Source organism: Streptomyces sp. NBC_00370, from assembly GCF_036084755.1.
Classification (GTDB): domain Bacteria; phylum Actinomycetota; class Actinomycetes; order Streptomycetales; family Streptomycetaceae; genus Streptomyces.
Genome location: NZ_CP107968.1, coordinates 2550722 through 2566512 on the forward strand (window position 1 = coordinate 2550722; position 15791 = coordinate 2566512).

12 protein-coding genes are annotated in these 15791 nt (G+C 69.9%); 8 read left to right on the plus strand and 4 right to left on the minus strand.

The genetic code is table 11. The features are described from left to right. The first annotated feature begins 53 nt into the window (after positions 1-53). Complete coding sequence (locus tag OHS57_RS11150) at positions 54-1268, plus strand: FAD-dependent oxidoreductase (protein WP_328581811.1); 1215 nt, start codon at positions 54-56, stop codon at positions 1266-1268. Here the strand turns inward: OHS57_RS11150 and OHS57_RS11155 are convergent. Next, on the minus strand, positions 1228-2274 hold the full coding sequence (locus tag OHS57_RS11155; RefSeq protein WP_328581812.1) for an ABC transporter permease: 1047 nt from the start codon (positions 2272-2274) through the stop codon (positions 1228-1230). The two genes, OHS57_RS11150 and OHS57_RS11155, sit on opposite strands and share 41 nt — an antisense overlap. Before the next feature lie 103 nt (positions 2275-2377). Here OHS57_RS11155 and OHS57_RS11160 point away from each other — a divergent pair, with 103 nt between their 5' ends. Continuing rightward, the gene (locus OHS57_RS11160) at positions 2378-2983 is read left to right on the plus strand and encodes a TetR/AcrR family transcriptional regulator (protein ID WP_328581813.1); all 606 of its coding nucleotides are present in this window, start codon (positions 2378-2380) and stop codon (positions 2981-2983) included. Between the two features lie 126 nt (positions 2984-3109). Here OHS57_RS11160 and OHS57_RS11165 read toward each other — a convergent pair whose 3' ends face one another. Both OHS57_RS11165 and OHS57_RS11170 read right to left on the minus strand, forming a co-directional pair. Then, the gene (locus tag OHS57_RS11165; protein WP_328581814.1) at positions 3110-3592 is read right to left on the minus strand and encodes a MarR family winged helix-turn-helix transcriptional regulator; all 483 of its coding nucleotides are present in this window, start codon (positions 3590-3592) and stop codon (positions 3110-3112) included. Between the two features lie 91 nt (positions 3593-3683). Continuing rightward, complete coding sequence (locus OHS57_RS11170) at positions 3684-4631, minus strand: aldo/keto reductase (protein ID WP_328581815.1); 948 nt, start codon at positions 4629-4631, stop codon at positions 3684-3686. A gap of 415 nt (positions 4632-5046) precedes the next feature. On the opposite strand from OHS57_RS11170, the gene OHS57_RS11175 reads away from it, so the two are divergent. The 6 genes from OHS57_RS11175 (at position 5047) to OHS57_RS11200 (ending at position 12257) form a co-directional block, all read left to right on the plus strand. Beyond that, positions 5047-6180, plus strand: a complete 1134-nt coding sequence (locus OHS57_RS11175) for an ABC transporter substrate-binding protein (protein ID WP_041990375.1) — start codon at positions 5047-5049, stop codon at positions 6178-6180. Positions 6181-6222: 42 nt separating this feature from the next. After that, positions 6223-7956, plus strand: coding sequence for a sugar ABC transporter ATP-binding protein (locus tag OHS57_RS11180; RefSeq protein WP_328581816.1), 1734 nt, complete (start codon positions 6223-6225; stop codon positions 7954-7956). Beyond that, positions 7953-8921, plus strand: a complete 969-nt coding sequence (locus tag OHS57_RS11185; RefSeq protein ID WP_041990373.1) for an ABC transporter permease — start codon at positions 7953-7955, stop codon at positions 8919-8921. Before OHS57_RS11180 ends, OHS57_RS11185 begins: the two co-directional genes overlap by 4 nt. Continuing rightward, positions 8918-9919, plus strand: a complete 1002-nt coding sequence (locus tag OHS57_RS11190; protein WP_328581817.1) for an ABC transporter permease — start codon at positions 8918-8920, stop codon at positions 9917-9919. Before OHS57_RS11185 ends, OHS57_RS11190 begins: the two co-directional genes overlap by 4 nt. Before the next feature lie 57 nt (positions 9920-9976). Then, positions 9977-11026 carry a LacI family DNA-binding transcriptional regulator gene (locus OHS57_RS11195; protein WP_328581818.1) on the plus strand — a complete coding sequence of 350 codons (1050 nt, stop codon included), beginning with the start codon at positions 9977-9979 and terminating at the stop codon, positions 11024-11026. Between the two features lie 88 nt (positions 11027-11114). Next, positions 11115-12257 carry an aldose epimerase family protein gene (locus OHS57_RS11200; protein WP_328581819.1) on the plus strand — a complete coding sequence of 381 codons (1143 nt, stop codon included), beginning with the start codon at positions 11115-11117 and terminating at the stop codon, positions 12255-12257. Here OHS57_RS11200 and OHS57_RS11205 read toward each other — a convergent pair. After that, positions 12248-15613 (minus strand): discoidin domain-containing protein, encoded by a 3366-nt coding sequence (locus OHS57_RS11205; RefSeq protein WP_443043070.1) that lies wholly within the window; start codon positions 15611-15613, stop codon positions 12248-12250. The genes OHS57_RS11200 and OHS57_RS11205 overlap by 10 nt on opposite strands. Between the last annotated feature and the right edge of the window lie 178 nt (positions 15614-15791).

Here is a 15791-nt window from a genome sequence, read left to right on the forward strand (position 1 = left end):
AGACGACAGCCCATCTCGGACGACAACCCCTCTGACATGAGCAGGAGTTCGTGATGCGTGTTCTGATCGCCGGCGCCGGACTTGGCGGCCTGTGCCTGGCCCAAGGGTTGCGCCAGGGCGGTGTCGAAGCGGTGGTTCTGGAGCGCCGCGACCGCGCCGGGGGCCAGCCGGCCACGTACGGCATCCATCTCAACACCGACGGCATGCGCGCCTTGCGGGGCTGCCTCCCCGACAAGCCGTGGCAGCGGCTGCTGGAGTCCTCGGTCCTGGCGCCGGACGTGATCCGCTTCCACGACCAGGACCTGCGCGCCTTGGCGGTGCGTGACAACGAGGCGCACGGAGTGACCGACACGGACGTACGGCGCCGGGCGGTGGCCAGGGACGCGCTGCGCGAGGCTCTGCTGACGGGCCTTCCCGGCGAGGCGGTGTCATGGAACAAGCAGGTCACCGGCTACACCGAGACCCCTGACGGGGTACGCGTCGCATGCGGCGACGGCGAGATCCTCACCGGGGATCTCCTCGTGGCCGCGGACGGCGGCAACTCCCGGTTGCGCGGCCTGCGGTTGCCCGGACTGGACCGGCAGGACCTCGGCATCGTGAACGTCTCGGGGCGTGTGACGCTCACCGAGGCGCTGCTCGGCGAACTGCCCGTCGAGCTGACCGACGGATCGGTGAACAACGTGGTGCCCGCGGGCCCCGGCTGGATGTTCCTGTCCACCTGGGACAACGGCGCCGCCGGCCGTCACCTGGTGTGGGCGTGGGCCGAGAGCCGGGACACCTATCCCACCGAACCGACGGCGATGGACGGTACGGCCCTGCGTGCCCATGTCGTCGGGCGGACCGCCGGCTGGGCTCCGGCACTGCGCCACCTGGTCGCCCGCACCGAACCACCCACCATCGCCGCGATCCCGCTGCGTACGATGCCCGCTCTCGACGCGTGGGAGGCGAGCAGGGTCACACTGCTGGGGGACGCCATTCACAACATGACGCCCATGGCGGGTATCGGTGCCAACACCGCCCTGCGCGACGCCGACGTGCTGCGCGGCTCGCTGCTGGGCGACGGCCCGTTGACCGAGCGGGTGGGCCGCTACGAGAGCGCGATGCGCGCCTACGCCAACGAAGCGCTGGCCCTGTCCACTCGTAACGCCCGCGCCGCCGCCACCACGAAACGCCTGCCGCGCACGGCCTTTCGCACCGTGCTGCGGGTGGCGGAGGCCGTGCCCGCGGTCAAGCGGCGGATCTTCCCCGCACCTCCGCCGCGCCTCTGACCTCCCGCGCCGCATGCGCGGGCACGGGGGCGGCGCGGCGGCCCAGGAACAGGGTCGTAGCCCCGAGCAGCGTCCACAGCGCGAGCACCACGACGTGCCCGCCGGCGGCATGGCCGTCGAAGTAGGCCGTGCTGCGGAGCAGATTCGCCCCCGCGCCGGGAGGAAGGGCCTGGCCGATGTGGTGAACGGCTGTCGGCAGCAGCGATGGTGCGGAGGTCACGGCGGAGAAGGGGTTGCCGATGAACACCATGACCAGCGCCGTCACCCCTGCCCCGGCCGGGCCGATCACCCGGGCCAGGCCGGCGGCGGTCAGGCTCATCGACAAGACGGTCGCGGACAGGGCCGCCCAGGTGGCCACACCGTGGTGCGGGAGCGCGCCCAGCAGTCCCTGGGCGACGAGGTAGGTGCCTAGTCCGGCGACGGCGCTCGCCACGGCCACGGCCACCAGCGCCTTCCACCGGCTCCGACCGCCGCCCAGTACCGTGACGGTGGCCCCGATCAGAATGCTGCAGATGGTCAAGGGCAGGAGCGCGCTGCTGAAGACCACACCCCGGGGATCGTCCGCCGAGGTGGCGACGACGTCCTGGACCGCGACGGGCTCCGCGAGGCGTGCCGCCGTCTGCTTGCCGGCCAGATCGAGCGACTGGGCGACCGTGGCGCTCGCCGCGGTCGCTTCCAGCACGGTGACCCGCTGCGGAGTGACGTCGAACGCCCCGTAGATGTCACGGTCCTTGACGGCGCTGCGCGCCGCCCTCATGTCCGCGTACACGTGCAGGTCGAACGCGCCCGGCTGGGCGCTTGTCAGGTGTTCGACCATCCGCTGGCTCGCCTGACCGGTTCCCACGATTCCCACGGGGAGGTCCCGGGGCGCGATCCGGGCGGCCGGCCAGGCGTACGCGAGTACGGCGAGCGTGGCCACCACCGGAAGCACGACGACCGGCAGGAGCCAGCGGCGCAGCGTGCTGCGGGCCGACGCCGTGGTGCGGGTCGACGCGGGGAAGGGCATGACAACAACTCCTAAAGAAAACGGACATTCCCTTTAGATTGCGGGCTTGGGGTCTCTTGCGTCAAGACGAACGATCGTTTTTTATTGTCGCTAGGATGGCCCCATGCCCAAGGTGACGCAGCAGCACATGGACGCCCGCCGCGAAGAGATCATGGCCGCGGCCCGTCGGTGCTTCGTGAAGGACGGCTTCCACTCCACGTCCATGCAGGACATCTTCGCCGCCTCCGGACTGTCGGCCGGCGCGGTCTACCGGCACTTCGCCAAGAAGGAAGACATCATCCTGGCGATCGCGGAGGCGAACATGGCCGACGTCGTCGATGTCGTACGTTCCGCCGCCGCCCGGAACACGCGACGGCCGGTGGGCGAGGTGATCGGAGAGGCGATCGACACGCTCAGCTCCCGGTCGCGGCAGGAGCCGGGGTTTGCCGGGCTGGCCGTGCTGGTCTGGAGCGAGGCGCTACGGAACCGTCAACTCGGCGCAAAGTTCGCAGAGTTGGTGGAGCTGTTGCACCAGGACCTCACCGAGATCATCGACACCCACCAGGGCGGCGCGAGCCCGGCGACGGGAATCACGGCCGAGGCCGCGGCGCGGACGCTGGTGTGCGTCCTGTCCGGCTTCCTCGTCCAGACGGCGCTGCTCGACCCCGGGGCCGTCGCCGGGGTGTCCGACACCGTCCGGAGGCTGTGGCCGGCCCCCGCCGCCGGTTGACGACCGGCGCGTCGAGGTGCGCGCGGACGGGTCCCCGGGTGCAGGGGAGTGCGGTCTACGCCGTCGGCGGAACCGACGCGCGGCCTGATCGCGCGGGGGGTCCGGCGGGCGATCTCCGCACCGGCCTCACTCCGCCGGCGCCGGATAGGTGAAGCGGGTCAGCAGGTCCATCAGCCGCTCGGGTTCGCCCGGTTCCAGCTGGGCGACCAGCCCTTCGGCCAAGGGCTCGGCCGCCAGATGGGCGGCGTCGAAAAGCTCCAGGCCCTTGGCCGTGATCTCCACCGACCGAACCCTGCGGTCCCCCGGCACCGACTTGCGTACGGCCAGCCCCTCGCGTTCGAGGTCGTCGACGACGCGCATGATCCCCGCCTTGTCCGACCCCGTCGCCTGCGCGAGATCCCGCTGCACCATGGGGCCGCGGTCGACCAGCGAGATCAGCACCGCGAAGTGCCGCAACTCGATGCCCAGCGGACGCAGCGCCTCGGCCATGACCGTGGCCGCACGCGTATGGGCGCGGCGCAGCAGAAGCCCCAGCGCGAAGGGGGATGCGTCCCCTGGACGGTCGGTCGCGCGCGATGGCGTCTGCTCGGACGGGGTGTCGACGGTCATGGTCCGGAGATTACCAGACAGTCGGTTCATTCGAGACGGTATCACCTGAAATCAAACGTGACGTGCGCCCCGCCGTCCGAGCCGGACCCCCCTACCCCGCCAGCGCCTTCGCGATGTCCGTCAGCTGCTCCGGCCTCAGCGGGCCGTGTTCCATCGCCGCCGCGTTCTCCTCCGCCTGCGCCACCGAGCGGAAGCCCGGGATCGGGATCGTGTGGGGGCTGCGGGCCCAGAGCCAGGCCAGGGCGCCTTGGGCGAGCGTGCGACCGTCGCTCGACAGGACGTCGCGTACCGCCTCGACGCGCGCCGCCCACTCCGGGGCCGGGACGCCGCCCTCGCCGAACCACCGCAGCCAGGCCGGCGGGACGGCGCGGATGTCGCCCGTCGCGCCCCGACTGCGGGAGCCCTGCTTGCCGGTGAGCAGGCCCATCGCGAGCGGACCCCGGTTGATGCTCGCGAGGTCGCGCTCGTCGCAGAGCGCGAGCATCTCCGGCGCGTCCTCCAGGACGTTGCAGGTGTGCTGCACCGCCGCACAGTTCGCCCCCTCCGCGAACAGCGCGGCGCGCTCCGGGGCGTCGGTGCTCCACGCGTACGCGCGCACCAGCCCCTCCGCCACCAACTCCTCGCACGCGTCGCGCAGTTCGGCCGCCCGGTCCAGCGGCGCGTTCGACAGGTGCAGCTGATAGAGGTCGACATGGTCGGTGTCGAGCCTGCTCAGCGACGCGGTCAGCGCGCGCCTGACATACCCCGGCGTCGCATCCGCGTCCGTGCGGACCTTCGCCGACTCGTCGAAGACGTTGCCCCACTTGGTGGCGATCACCACCTCGTCGCGCCGCCCCTTGAGCGCCTTGCCGAGGACGCGTTCACTGTGGCCCGCCCCGTACACATCGGCCGTGTCGAAGAACGTGACCCCGAGGTCGAGGGCACGGTGGATCGCGGCGACGGACTCGTCGTCGTCGACCTTGCCCCAGCCCTGCGGGTTGCCTTCCCCGTCGCTCCACTCACCGCCGATCGCCCAGCAGCCGAACCCCAGGGCACTCACCTCGATCCCGCTGCGTCCCAGCGCCCTGGCACCGACTCCCGCCGCTCCAGCTGCCCCTGTGGTTCCTGCGGCCCCTGTTGTGGTTCCTGTTGGAGTTCCTGTTGATTCCATGCCGCGAACGCTAGGAGTTGAAGCGCGCACGAAGACAAGCGGCCCCACCATAACAACGTTGTAATGACGCGAACAACGGGACTAAACACCCAATATCCCCCGTTCGAGGGCGAGTTGGCGAGCCGCCGAAAGGCATGAAGTCCGGACTCTTGACAGTGCCGACCGCCATGCTCCATGGTCCTGTACAACGTTGGAATGCCCGTCCGGGCCGCACTCGTCCCGGCCGATCCGCCTCCCCCAACGCGCTTCTCCAACGCCTCCCCCCAACCCGCCCCTTCGGCATCAATGAGGATGTGATCGGCGCATGAACACCTCCATCCGGGCCAAGTCCTTCCGGGCCAAGTCGTACTCCACCGCTGTGCTCGCCGCCGGCCTGTGCCTGGCCGCCACCGCGTGCACCAACTCCGGCTCCTCGTCGGACGATTCGGACAGCTCGTCGCCCGCGGCCGACAACTCCGCCGCGGCGCAGCAGGTCGCTTCGCCCTCCGCGTCGGCGGCGGGCCCCGGTTGCACGTTCCAGTCGTACGGCGGCGGTGCGCCGAAGCTGGACATCACCGACGGCAAGACGGTGGTCGGGTTCTCGCAGTCCGAGTCGACCAGCAACCCGTTCCGCGCCACCGAGACCAAGAGCATCGAGAACGAGGCCAAGCGGCTGGGCGTCAAGCTCATCCAGCGCAACGCCAACGCCGATGTGAACGCGCAGAATTCGCAGATCGAGGACATGATCGCGCAGGGCGCGAAGGCCCTGATCGTGGCGCCGGAGAACTCCGACGGGCTCGGCCCCGCCCTCGCCCAGGCGAAGGCCAAGAAGATCCCGGTGCTCACCATCGACCGCACCGTCGGCGGCAAGGCCTGCACCGACTTCATCGCCTTCATCGGCTCGGACTTCTACGGCCAGGCGCAGATCGCCGCCGACGACCTCGCGACGGCGACCAGCAGCAAGGCGAAGGTCGCCATCCTGACCGGGACCCCCGGCAACAACGTCTCCACCGACCGGACCAAGGGCTTCCAGGACCGGATCAAGGAGAAGTACCCGAACGTGAAGGTGGTCGCCTCGCAGACCGCCAACTTCGCCCAGACGGACGGGCAGAAGGTCATGGAGCAGCTGCTCCAGGCGCACCCCGACATCAACGCGGTCTACACCGAGAACGACGAGATGGCGCTCGGCGCGCTCCAGGCGATCAAGTCCGCGGGCAAAACCCCGGGCAAGGACATCAAGCTCGTCTCGATCGACGGCATCCAGCAGGTCGTGCAGAACGTCGCCTCGGGCCAGGTCGTCGCGGACATCGAGACCAACCCCCGGTTCGGACCGCTGGCCTTCAAGGCGCTCCAGGACTTCTACGGCACGGACGGCGTCCAGCCCAACGTCATCATCAAGGACGGCCACTTCACCAGCGACAACGCCAAGGACGCCCTCGACAAGGGCCTTGTGTACTGATCGCGGACTCCCGTCACGGCAGCGGCAGCAAGGAGGAAGACCGTGGTCCAGCAGGACCCCGACCCCCGGAGTGGGCACGTCCTCGAAGTCACCGGGGTCAACAAGAGCTTCGCCGGTGTACACGCCCTGCGTGACGTGGACTTCGGCCTGCGGGCCGGCGAAGTGCACGCGCTCATCGGGGAGAACGGCGCGGGGAAGTCGACCCTGATCAAGGTGATGACCGGCGTGTACCACCCGGACGAGGGGCGGGTGCGGTTCGCCGGGCAGGACAGGGACTTCCGCAACCCGCTGGAAGCCCAGGCGGCCGGGATCTCGACCATCTACCAGGAGGTCAATCTCGTCCCGCTGATGTCGGTGGCCCGCAATCTGCATCTGGGCCGCGAGCCGCGCCGGTTCGGCCTGATCGACGTCCGCCGGATGAACCGCCAGGCCACCGAGGTGCTGGCACGGTACGGCGTGCATGTGGACGTCACCCGCCCGCTCCGCACGCTGGGCCTCGGCGCCCAGCAGATGGTGGCCCTCGCGCGCGCCGTGCAGATCGACGCGCGCGTCGTGATCATGGACGAGCCGACGTCGTCCCTGGAACCCCGGGAGGTCGACACGCTCTTCACGGTCATCCGGGGGCTCAGGGACCAGGGCATCGCCGTGGTCTACGTCAGCCACCGGCTGGACGAGCTGTACGAGATATGCGACCGCGTCACCGTCATGCGGGACGGCGCGATCGTGCACACCGGCGAGATGGCGGGTCTGGAGCGGCTGAAGCTCATCTCGCTGATGCTCGGCCGGGAGATGTCTGCCGTACGCGACAAGGGCGCCACCGCGTTCGACGCGGACCGCCACGACCGTAAGGACGGCCAACCGGCCCTTCGGGTAACGGATCTGACGGCCCGCCACCGACTGCACGGGGTGTCCCTCGACATCCACCCCGGCGAGGTGGTCGGACTCGGCGGTCTGCTCGGCGCCGGTCGCAGCGAGACGGCGAAGGCCATCGTCGGGGCGCTGCCCACGGACAGCGGTTCGGTGGAGATCGCGGGCAAGACCCTGCACCGCCGTACACCGGCCGCCGCCATCAAGGCGGGTGTGGTCATGCTGCCGGAGGACCGCAAGGTCGAGGGCATCATCCCCAGCCTGTCCGTACGGGAGAACATCTCGCTCGCCGCCCTGCCGACGCTCTCCAGGGCGGGGGTGGTCTCGCAGGCCAAGCAGGACGAGATCGTGCGCTTCTTCATGGACCGGCTGCGGATCAAGGCGACCGGGCCCGACCAGCGGGTCAGCGATCTGTCCGGCGGCAACCAGCAGAAGGTGCTGCTGGCCCGCTGGCTCTGCCTCAACCCCAAGGTGCTGCTGCTGGACGAACCGACGCGCGGCATCGACGTGGGTGCCAAGGCCGAGGTTCAGGCCCTGATCGACGAACTGGCGGGCGACGGGCTCGGGGTGCTGCTCATCTCCTCCGAACTGGAGGAACTGGTCGAGGGATCGGACCGGGTCGTGGTCCTCAAGGACGGCGGTGTCGTCGGCCATCTGGAAGGCCAGGACGTCACGGAGGAGGCCCTGTTGACGGCGCTGGCCACACCGGGCGAATCCGAAGGCGGGACCGAGACCGAAGCCGAAGGCGGTACGGAAGCCGCGACCGACAGCGGGACCGGAGCCGAAGCCGAAGGCGGTACGGAAGCCGAGACCGAGCCCGAAGCCGCGACCGGAACGCCCGACCCACCCGATCACGGGCCGGCGTCCACCCCCGCCCCTGCCTCCGCCCCCGACGAGGAGCGCCGATGACCTCCACCACCTGGGCGGACCGCCCCTCCCTCGACCGCGCCCGGCTCCTGCGGCTGCTCCAGCAGTACGGCGTCTACGCCGCCCTGGCCATCCTCTTCATCGTGGCCGTCGGGCTCGACAGCTCCTTCCTGTCCCTCTCCAACGTCCGCATCCAGCTCTTCCAGGTGGCCCCCACTCTCCTGGTGGCCCTCGGGATGGCGCTGGTCATCGGCACCGAGGGCATCGACCTCTCCGTCGGTGCCACCATCGCGCTCGCCGCCTCCGTCGTCCCCCTGTACGTGGGGTACGGGCTGCCGATGGTCCTGCTGGTCGCCCTGCTGCTCGGCGCCGCATCCGGGGCCGTGAGCGGTGCGATGGTGGCCATCGCCCGTATCCAGCCGATCGTCGCGACCCTCTCCCTGATGATCGGGGTGCGCGGGCTCGCCGAGATCGTCAACGGCAACTCCGCCAAGTCCGTCATCCAGCCTGGTCTGTTGACGCTCGGCTCGGACAACGTCCTCGGCATTCCCGTGATGGCCTGGATCGCCGCCGGCTGCGCCCTGCTGACCGGGCTCGTGGTCCGCCGTACGACCTTCGGCCGCCAGCTCGTCGCCATCGGCGACAACAGGCAGGCCAGTGGGTTGTCCGGGCTGCCGGTACGCCGAGTCCTGATCAGTGTGTACGTGATCTCCGGTGTGCTGTCGGCCCTCGCGGGCGTGATGATCGTCGGTCACGGCGCCGAGGCCGACCCGGCGAACCAGGGGCTCAACATGGAGCTCAACGCGATCACCGCCGTCGTCGTCGGCGGCACGGCGCTCAGCGGCGGCCGGGTACGTGTGCTCGGCACGGTCGCCGGCGCGCTGTTCATGCAGCTCATCACGGCCGTCCTGACCCAGCACAACGTGCACACCTCCTACACCCAGATCGTCGAGGCGGTCATCATCTGCTTCGCCGTGTACGCCTCCCAGGAGCGAGGTACCCGATGAGCACCACTGCTCTCAGTCCGGCGGCCCCGGCCGCCGCCACCGCCCCCGCGCTGCGCGAGCGGCTGGCGTCCCAGGTGCAGCGGCGCGGCGCGCTCGCCGTGCTCGTACTGGTCGTCGTCATCGCTTCGGCCACCTCCGACACGTTCCCCACCTGGTCCAACATCAGCGGCATCCTCGGCAGCAACGCCTTCATCTGGCTGCTGGCCCTGGGCATGACCTTCGTCATCATCACCGGCGGCATCGATCTGTCCGTCGGTTCGATGTACGCGCTCGGCGGTGTCCTCGGCGCGTACGGCGCCCATACGGGCGGGACATGGCTGGCGATCCTGCTGCCGCTCGCCGTCGGCGCGACCTGGGGTCTGGTGCAGGGGCTGCTGATCGCCCGTGCGGGAATGGCACCCTTCATCGTCACGTTGGCGGGGCTGCTCGGGGCGCGCGGTCTGCTGCAGGCCATCACCGACGAAGGCGCCACCACCAACCTCGTACCGGCGGGGTCGGCGTTCCGCCACCTCGGCCAGGGAGTGTGGACGCCGGTCATCATCGTCGCCGTGCTCTTCGGCCTCGGTGGGCTGCTGCTGACCCGTACCCGGTTCGGCGGCGTACTGACCGCGATGGGCGGCAACGAGAACGCGGCCGAGCTGATGGGGCTGCCCGTCGTACGCACGAAGGTGCTGGTGTATCTGCTGTCCGGCACCCTCGCGGCCGCCGCGGGCGCGCTCGGCAGCGCGCGGCTGGGTTCCGGCGTCACCACCATCGGGATCGGCTACGAACTCACCGCCATCGCCGCGGTCGTCATCGGCGGCACACTGCTCACCGGCGGCAGCGGGTCCGTCGTGGGAACGGTCAGCGGGGTGTTGCTGCTCGCTGTGATCCACAACCTGATCGACCACTACTTCTCCCAGTACGGCTCGGCCTTCACCGACGCGGTCAACGGCGGCTTCCTGGCCGTGGTGGTCCTGCTGCAGACGCTGCTCAGCCGCACCCAGCAACTGGCGTAGCGGACAAGCGGGAGCGCGTACCGAACGAACGGGGCGAGACGAGAGAGTGGGGGTCCTGTGGGCGTCAGCCTGAAGGATGTGGCGTTGCGCGCCGGGGTGTCGGTGAAGACCGTCTCGAACGTGGTGAACAACTTTCCCCATGTGACACCGGCGACCCGCGAGCGCGTCCAGCGTGTGATCGACGAGCTGGGTTACCGGCCGAACTTGACGGCCCGTCATCTGCGCAAGGGGCGTACGGGCATCATCACCCTGGCCGTGCCGGAGCTGGCGAACCCGTACTTCGCCGAGCTGGCGGGCGCCGTCATCGACGCCGCCGCTCGCCATGACCAGACCGTCCTGCTCGACCACACGGCCGGGCGGCGGGACAAGGAGGTGCTGGTCTCGCAGGGCTTCCGGTCCCATGTGATCGACGGGCTGATCCTCAGCCCGATCCGGCTGGAGGCACAGGACCTGCTCGCACGCGTGGCAGGCCCGCCGATGGTGCTGCTGGGCGAGCGGGAGTACGACGCGCCGTACGACCACATCGCCATCGACAACGTTGCCGCCGCCAGGACCGCCGTACGGCATCTGCTCGACCTGGGCCGCCGGCGTATCGCGTTCCTCGGCGCCCAGCAGGAGAGCGCCCGGCAGCCGGCGCATCTGCGGCTGCGGGGCTGGCGCGAGGAGATCGCCGCTTCGGGAGGGACCCCCGAGCAGTCCATGGTGGTGGTCACCGGCGGCTACGACCGGCGTGACGGCGCGGCGGCGATGGCCGCGCTGCTGGACCGCGGGCAGCGTCCTGACGCGGTGTTCGCCTACAACGACCTGGTGGCGCTCGGCGCGCTGCGCGTGCTGGCCGAGCGAGGTGTCCGGGTGCCGGACGACATCGCCGTGGTCGGTTTCGACGACATCGAGGAGGGCCGCTACGGCGCAGTGTCGCTGACGACGGTCGCTCCCGACAAGTCCACGATCGCCCAACTCGCCGTCGACTGCCTGGTGGAGCGCATCGGCGGGGGCGCCGGCAGCCAGTCGGGCGCGGGCGGCGGGCAGGAGCCTCCGTCGCCACGGCGTATCCGGCCGGGCTACGAACTCGTGGTGCGCGAGTCGACGACGGTCCGCAGACGCTGAGACGACGGCGCCCCGCCGCCGCACACCGAACACCCCCACCCCCCTCCCCCGGTCGCACTTCCGTGCCCGCACCCTCCGAAGGACCCCCATGTCCCGTCCCTCCCTGGCCAGTGCTCCCTTCGGTACGGCGCCGTCCGGCGCGGCCGTCGACCGGTGGACGCTGGACTCCGGCGGCGGTGTGCGCGCCGAAGTGCTGACGTACGGCGGGATACTGCACCGGTTGTGGGTGCCGGACAGCTCGGGCGTCGCCGCGTGCGTGGTGCTCAACCTGCCGTCGGTGGGCGACTACGCGGCCCACAGCCCGTACTTCGGCGCGCTGATCGGCCGGTACGCCAACCGCATCGACAGCGGGCGGTTCACGCTCGACGGCCGCGCGCACCAGATCCCCGTCAACGACCGCGGCCATGCCCTGCACGGCGGTACGGACGGCTTCGACCGGCGGATCTGGACGGCACGACCGGGCACCACGGACCGTGGCACACATCTCCCCTCCGTGTCAGTGGAGTTGAGCCTGCACAGCCCCGACGGCGACATGGGCTTTCCCGGTGCGCTGGACGTCACCGTCACGTACACGCTGGACAGTTCGGGCACGCTCGCCGTCGACTACACGGCACGTACCGAACTGCCGACGGTCGTCTCCCTCACCAACCACGCCTACTTCAATCTCGCGGGCGCCGGCATCGGTACCGTCCTCGGCCACACCCTCGCCCTGGACTCCGACCGCTATCTCCCGGTCACCGCGAGCGGTGTTCCGCTGGGACCGGCCGTCGCGACGTCCGGCACTCCTTTCGACTTCGCTGAGCCGCACCCGATCGGTGACGAGATAGCCGCCGACGACGCGCAGTTGCACGACGCCGGCGGCTATGACCACTGCTGGATCCTCACCCCGCCTGCCGTCCCCGGCGAGCTGCGGCGGGCCGCGCGGCTCGCCCATCCGGAGAGCGGACGGCGGCTGGAGGTGTGGACCACCGAGCCCGGTATCCAGGTGTACACCGGCAACGAGCTGGACGGTTCACTCGCCGGTTCGTACGCCGGTGAGACGGCCAAACCGTACGAGCGGCACGGCGCGGTGTGTCTGGAGACCCAGCACTTCCCCGACTCGCCGAACCGGCCCGCGTACCCGACAACGGTGTTGCGCCCCGATGCCAGGTACACGAGCCGTACCGAATTCCGCTTCCCTTCAGCGGCCGGAACGGAGCAACCGGCAGCTCACAGCAGGGGTCAGGAGTAGACCCCGAACTCGTACAGCGAGTCGCCGTACGCGGTGCCGCGCTGGGTGATGTTGATCCGTACGTACCTGCCGCTCCCGGTGACGCCGAAGTCCTCGACGCCGCCGCTGCCCGTGGTGGTGGAGTAGACGGTGGTCCAGTTGTCACCGTCGTTCGAGGTCTGGATCTGGTACGCCTTGCCGTAGGCGCCCTCCCAGCCCAGTTGGATGTGTTTGATCGCCGTCACACCGCCGAGGTCGACCCGCACCCACTGCGGATCGGCCCAGGCACTGGCCCAGCGGGTGGTCCACTTGCCGTCGGTGGCGTTGGACGCGGGGTACGGAGCCCCGTCGCCGTCGGCCTGGAAGGTGGACGCCGTGGTCGGCTTGCCGAGGGCGACGTTGGTACCGCTGACCGGCGGCGCCACCACGTTGAAGGACTTGGTCTCGATGCCGACGTTGCCGTGGCCGTCGTACGCGTAGACGTAGACCTTCCACACGCCCAGTGTCTTGGGCGCCGTCACGGTGAACTTGCCGTCGGCAGTCTCCTTGAAGTCGACCTGACTGAAGCCGGTTCCGTTGTTGACGTACTTGCCGCAGTAGAGCAGCTGGTAGCGGATCAGGTCACCGTTGGGATCGGTGGCCTTGGCGGTGATGTCGAAGGTGCCGCCCGCCGGGACCGTCTTGGTGTTGCTGAGTGACATGTCGCTGATCACCGGCGGTGTGTTGGCACCGGCCGCCGCCGCGCTGCCGCCGTAGTCCTTGGCGACCGAGTAGAAGCTGAGCCGCTTCCAGCCGGCCGGGACGGTGTTGTACCAGACACCACCGAAGTCGTTCTCGGTGCCGTAGTGGAAGACGGTGGCGCCGAGCGCGACCCCGGCGTGCCCGGTTACGCAGCCCCAGTTGGTCAGGTAGGCGTCGCGCTTCTGGATGTCGGTGGGCTCGGTCGGCACCCCGTTGGCGTCGTCCGGCACCTCCCACTCACCGGGCTCGCCGGCCTCGGTGATGATGTACGGCTTGTTGTAACCGCCGCTGTTCCAGTCTCCCTTGACGGTGCAGAGCGAGCCGTAGGAGTTCACGGCCAGCAGGTCCAGGCTGGGGGTGTACGTCTTGTAGTACGGCCAGGCGCCCGTCCAGGCGTCGGTGGACGTGACCGGGTGGTTGGGGTCGATGGCGTGGATGGCCTGCGTGACGCGCTCCACGTACTTGGCGTAGGCGACCCGCTCCTGCTCGACGGTCGAGCCGTCGTACGTGTGGTCCTGGGTGGTGAGGATGACCTCGTTGCCGACGTCCCACATCAGGACGCCGGGATGGTTCTTGTAGGTGGTCACCCACTGTTTGATCTGGTCCAGGGTGCTGTCCATGTACGCCGTGTCCTTGACGTAGTCGGCGCCCTGGTTGAGCCAGAAGCCGTTGACCACCTTGAGACCGTGCGCGGCCGCCGTGTCCAGCAGCGGTTTGGAACCGGCGTCGGTGCCCCACGTACGCAGGGTGTTGACGCCCATGGACTTCAGCTCACGGATGTGGGCTTCGGCCGTGTTGTTGGCCGGGCCCCAGGTGATGCCCTTGACCTGGTACGGCTGGCCGTTGACGGTCAGCGCCCAATTGCCCTGGCTGCCGGTCACCTTGACGGTGGAGCCGCCGGTGGGCACGGCCGGGTCGGTCAGTGGCGCCGGCGCGTTGCCCGTGGTCTTGGAGACGGTGACCTTGTCGATGCTCAGGGCGCCGCCCGAACTGGTCGCCGCGCTGGGCGTGGTGCAGCCGCAGGTGGCGTCCGGGTACGAGCCCCCGATGCCGAGGTTGAACGTCAGCAGGAAGCCGTGATGTATGGCCGCGTCCCAGGTGGAGACGCCGACCTGCGACTCGTTGACCTGCCAGATCTGCCGACCGTCGAGGTACCAGCGGATCTGCTCGTCGGACACCGTGCGGTCGATGATCGTGGAGTAGGTGTGGTAACCGGTCTGGCAGCCGGTGCAGGAGGCGAGTCCGCTGGTCATGCCGTTGTACTCGTTGCAGTTGCCGCCGGGCGCCGTGCCGCAGTGCAGGGTGGCGCCGAGCTGGTTGCGGGCGTTGACGTTCTCCAGGATGTCGATCTCGCCGCTCTTCGGCCAGGACGCGGTGTCACCCCGGTAGGCGGCGCCCATCATCCGGAAGGACGGCCAATAGCCGAGCCCGTTGGCCGGGTTGGGCTGCTTGACGGTGGCCGAGACCTGCAACTGGCCGCCGGCCGGGGCCGCGTACTCGGTGCTCTGCGTCTCGATCCGGCCCGAGGTCCAACTGGTGCCGTTCTTCACGGCGGTGAGGTTGAGATGGCCGTTGCCGTCGAGGGAGACGTTGGCGGGAGAGTTGGTCGCGGTCTCCACCTCGCCGGTGCCCCAGTTGGCGGCGCCGCCCGGGTACGAGGTGCCGGTGACCACCTTCCAGTCGTTGGAGGGGCCGCTGCCCGCCGTCCCGGTGAAGTCGTCGTTCCACACCGTGGACCAGTTCCCCGGCGGGTCGGTGGGCGGATCCGTCGGCGGGTCGGTGGGCGGGTCGGTGGGTCCGTCACCGGTGGTGCGGACCTGGAACTCCCAGAGGGAGTAGCCGTATCCGGTCGCGCGGGCCGTACCGTACAGCCGCACATAGCGCGCCGTGCCGGACACGTTCAGCGTCTCCGTACCACCGGCGCCCGTGGTGGTCGAGTACGCCGTCGTCCAGTTCGACCCGTCCGTCGAAAGCTGGATCTGGTACGCCTTGCCGTACGCCGACTCCCAGGTCAGTACCACCTGGCAGACGGGCTGCGCCGAACCGAGGTCGACCTGGATCCACTGAGGATCGCTGTTCACGCTGGACCAGCGGGTGTTGGCGGCGTCCCCGTCGAAGGCACCCGAAGCGGGCGTACCCGCGCCCTCGATGCTGGAGGCGGTGGCGGTGTGGCCCTTGGCCACGTTGGTGGTCCCGCACGTGCCGCCGGAGCCGCCCGAGCCGCCGAACACCTGGAACTCCCAGAGGGAGTAGCCGTATCCGGTCGCGCGGGCCGTACCGTACAGCCGCACGTAACGCGCCGTGCCGGACACGTTCAGCGTCTCCGTACCACCGGCGCCCGTGGTGGTCGAATACGCCGTCGTCCAGTTCGACCCGTCCGTCGAAAGCTGGATCTGGTACGCCTTGCCGTACGCCGACTCCCACTTCAGCACGACCTGGCTGACGGCCTGGGCGGAACCGAGGTCGACCTGGATCCACTGGGGGTCGCTGTTCGCGCTGGACCAGCGGGTGTTGGCGTCGCCGTCGAAGGCGTTGGCGGCCGGCGTACCGCCGTTCTCGACGCTGGACGCGGTTGCGGTCTTGCCCTGGGACAGCGGAACCGCCGCCGCCTGCGCGCTGGTCGCGGGCAGCAGCATCAGCAGCGCGCCGATCAGCGCGGCGGCGCAGAGTGCGGCGACGGCCTTGAAACGGACGAGCGAGGGTCTGTGCCGGGCGGGGGTGCCACGGGATGCAACGAGCATGTCGGTCCTCCTGGGAGGGGGATTCCGTCACAGCGAGGACGGAAGTGGGAGAGCGCTCTCCGACGCTCAAGAT

Coding starts and splice junctions, on each gene's coding strand:
- OHS57_RS11150 (WP_328581811.1), top strand. CDS start 54: ATGCGTGTTCTGATCGCCGGCGCCGGACTTGGCGGCCTGTGCCTGGCC.
- OHS57_RS11155 (WP_328581812.1), bottom strand. CDS start 2,274: ATGCCCTTCCCCGCGTCGACCCGCACCACGGCGTCGGCCCGCAGCACG.
- OHS57_RS11160 (WP_328581813.1), top strand. CDS start 2,378: ATGCCCAAGGTGACGCAGCAGCACATGGACGCCCGCCGCGAAGAGATC.
- OHS57_RS11165 (WP_328581814.1), bottom strand. CDS start 3,592: ATGACCGTCGACACCCCGTCCGAGCAGACGCCATCGCGCGCGACCGAC.
- OHS57_RS11175 (WP_041990375.1), top strand. CDS start 5,047: ATGAACACCTCCATCCGGGCCAAGTCCTTCCGGGCCAAGTCGTACTCC.
- OHS57_RS11185 (WP_041990373.1), top strand. CDS start 7,953: ATGACCTCCACCACCTGGGCGGACCGCCCCTCCCTCGACCGCGCCCGG.
- OHS57_RS11190 (WP_328581817.1), top strand. CDS start 8,918: ATGAGCACCACTGCTCTCAGTCCGGCGGCCCCGGCCGCCGCCACCGCC.
- OHS57_RS11200 (WP_328581819.1), top strand. CDS start 11,115: ATGTCCCGTCCCTCCCTGGCCAGTGCTCCCTTCGGTACGGCGCCGTCC.
- OHS57_RS11205 (WP_443043070.1), bottom strand. CDS start 15,613: ATGCTGCTGCCCGCGACCAGCGCGCAGGCGGCGGCGGTTCCGCTGTCC.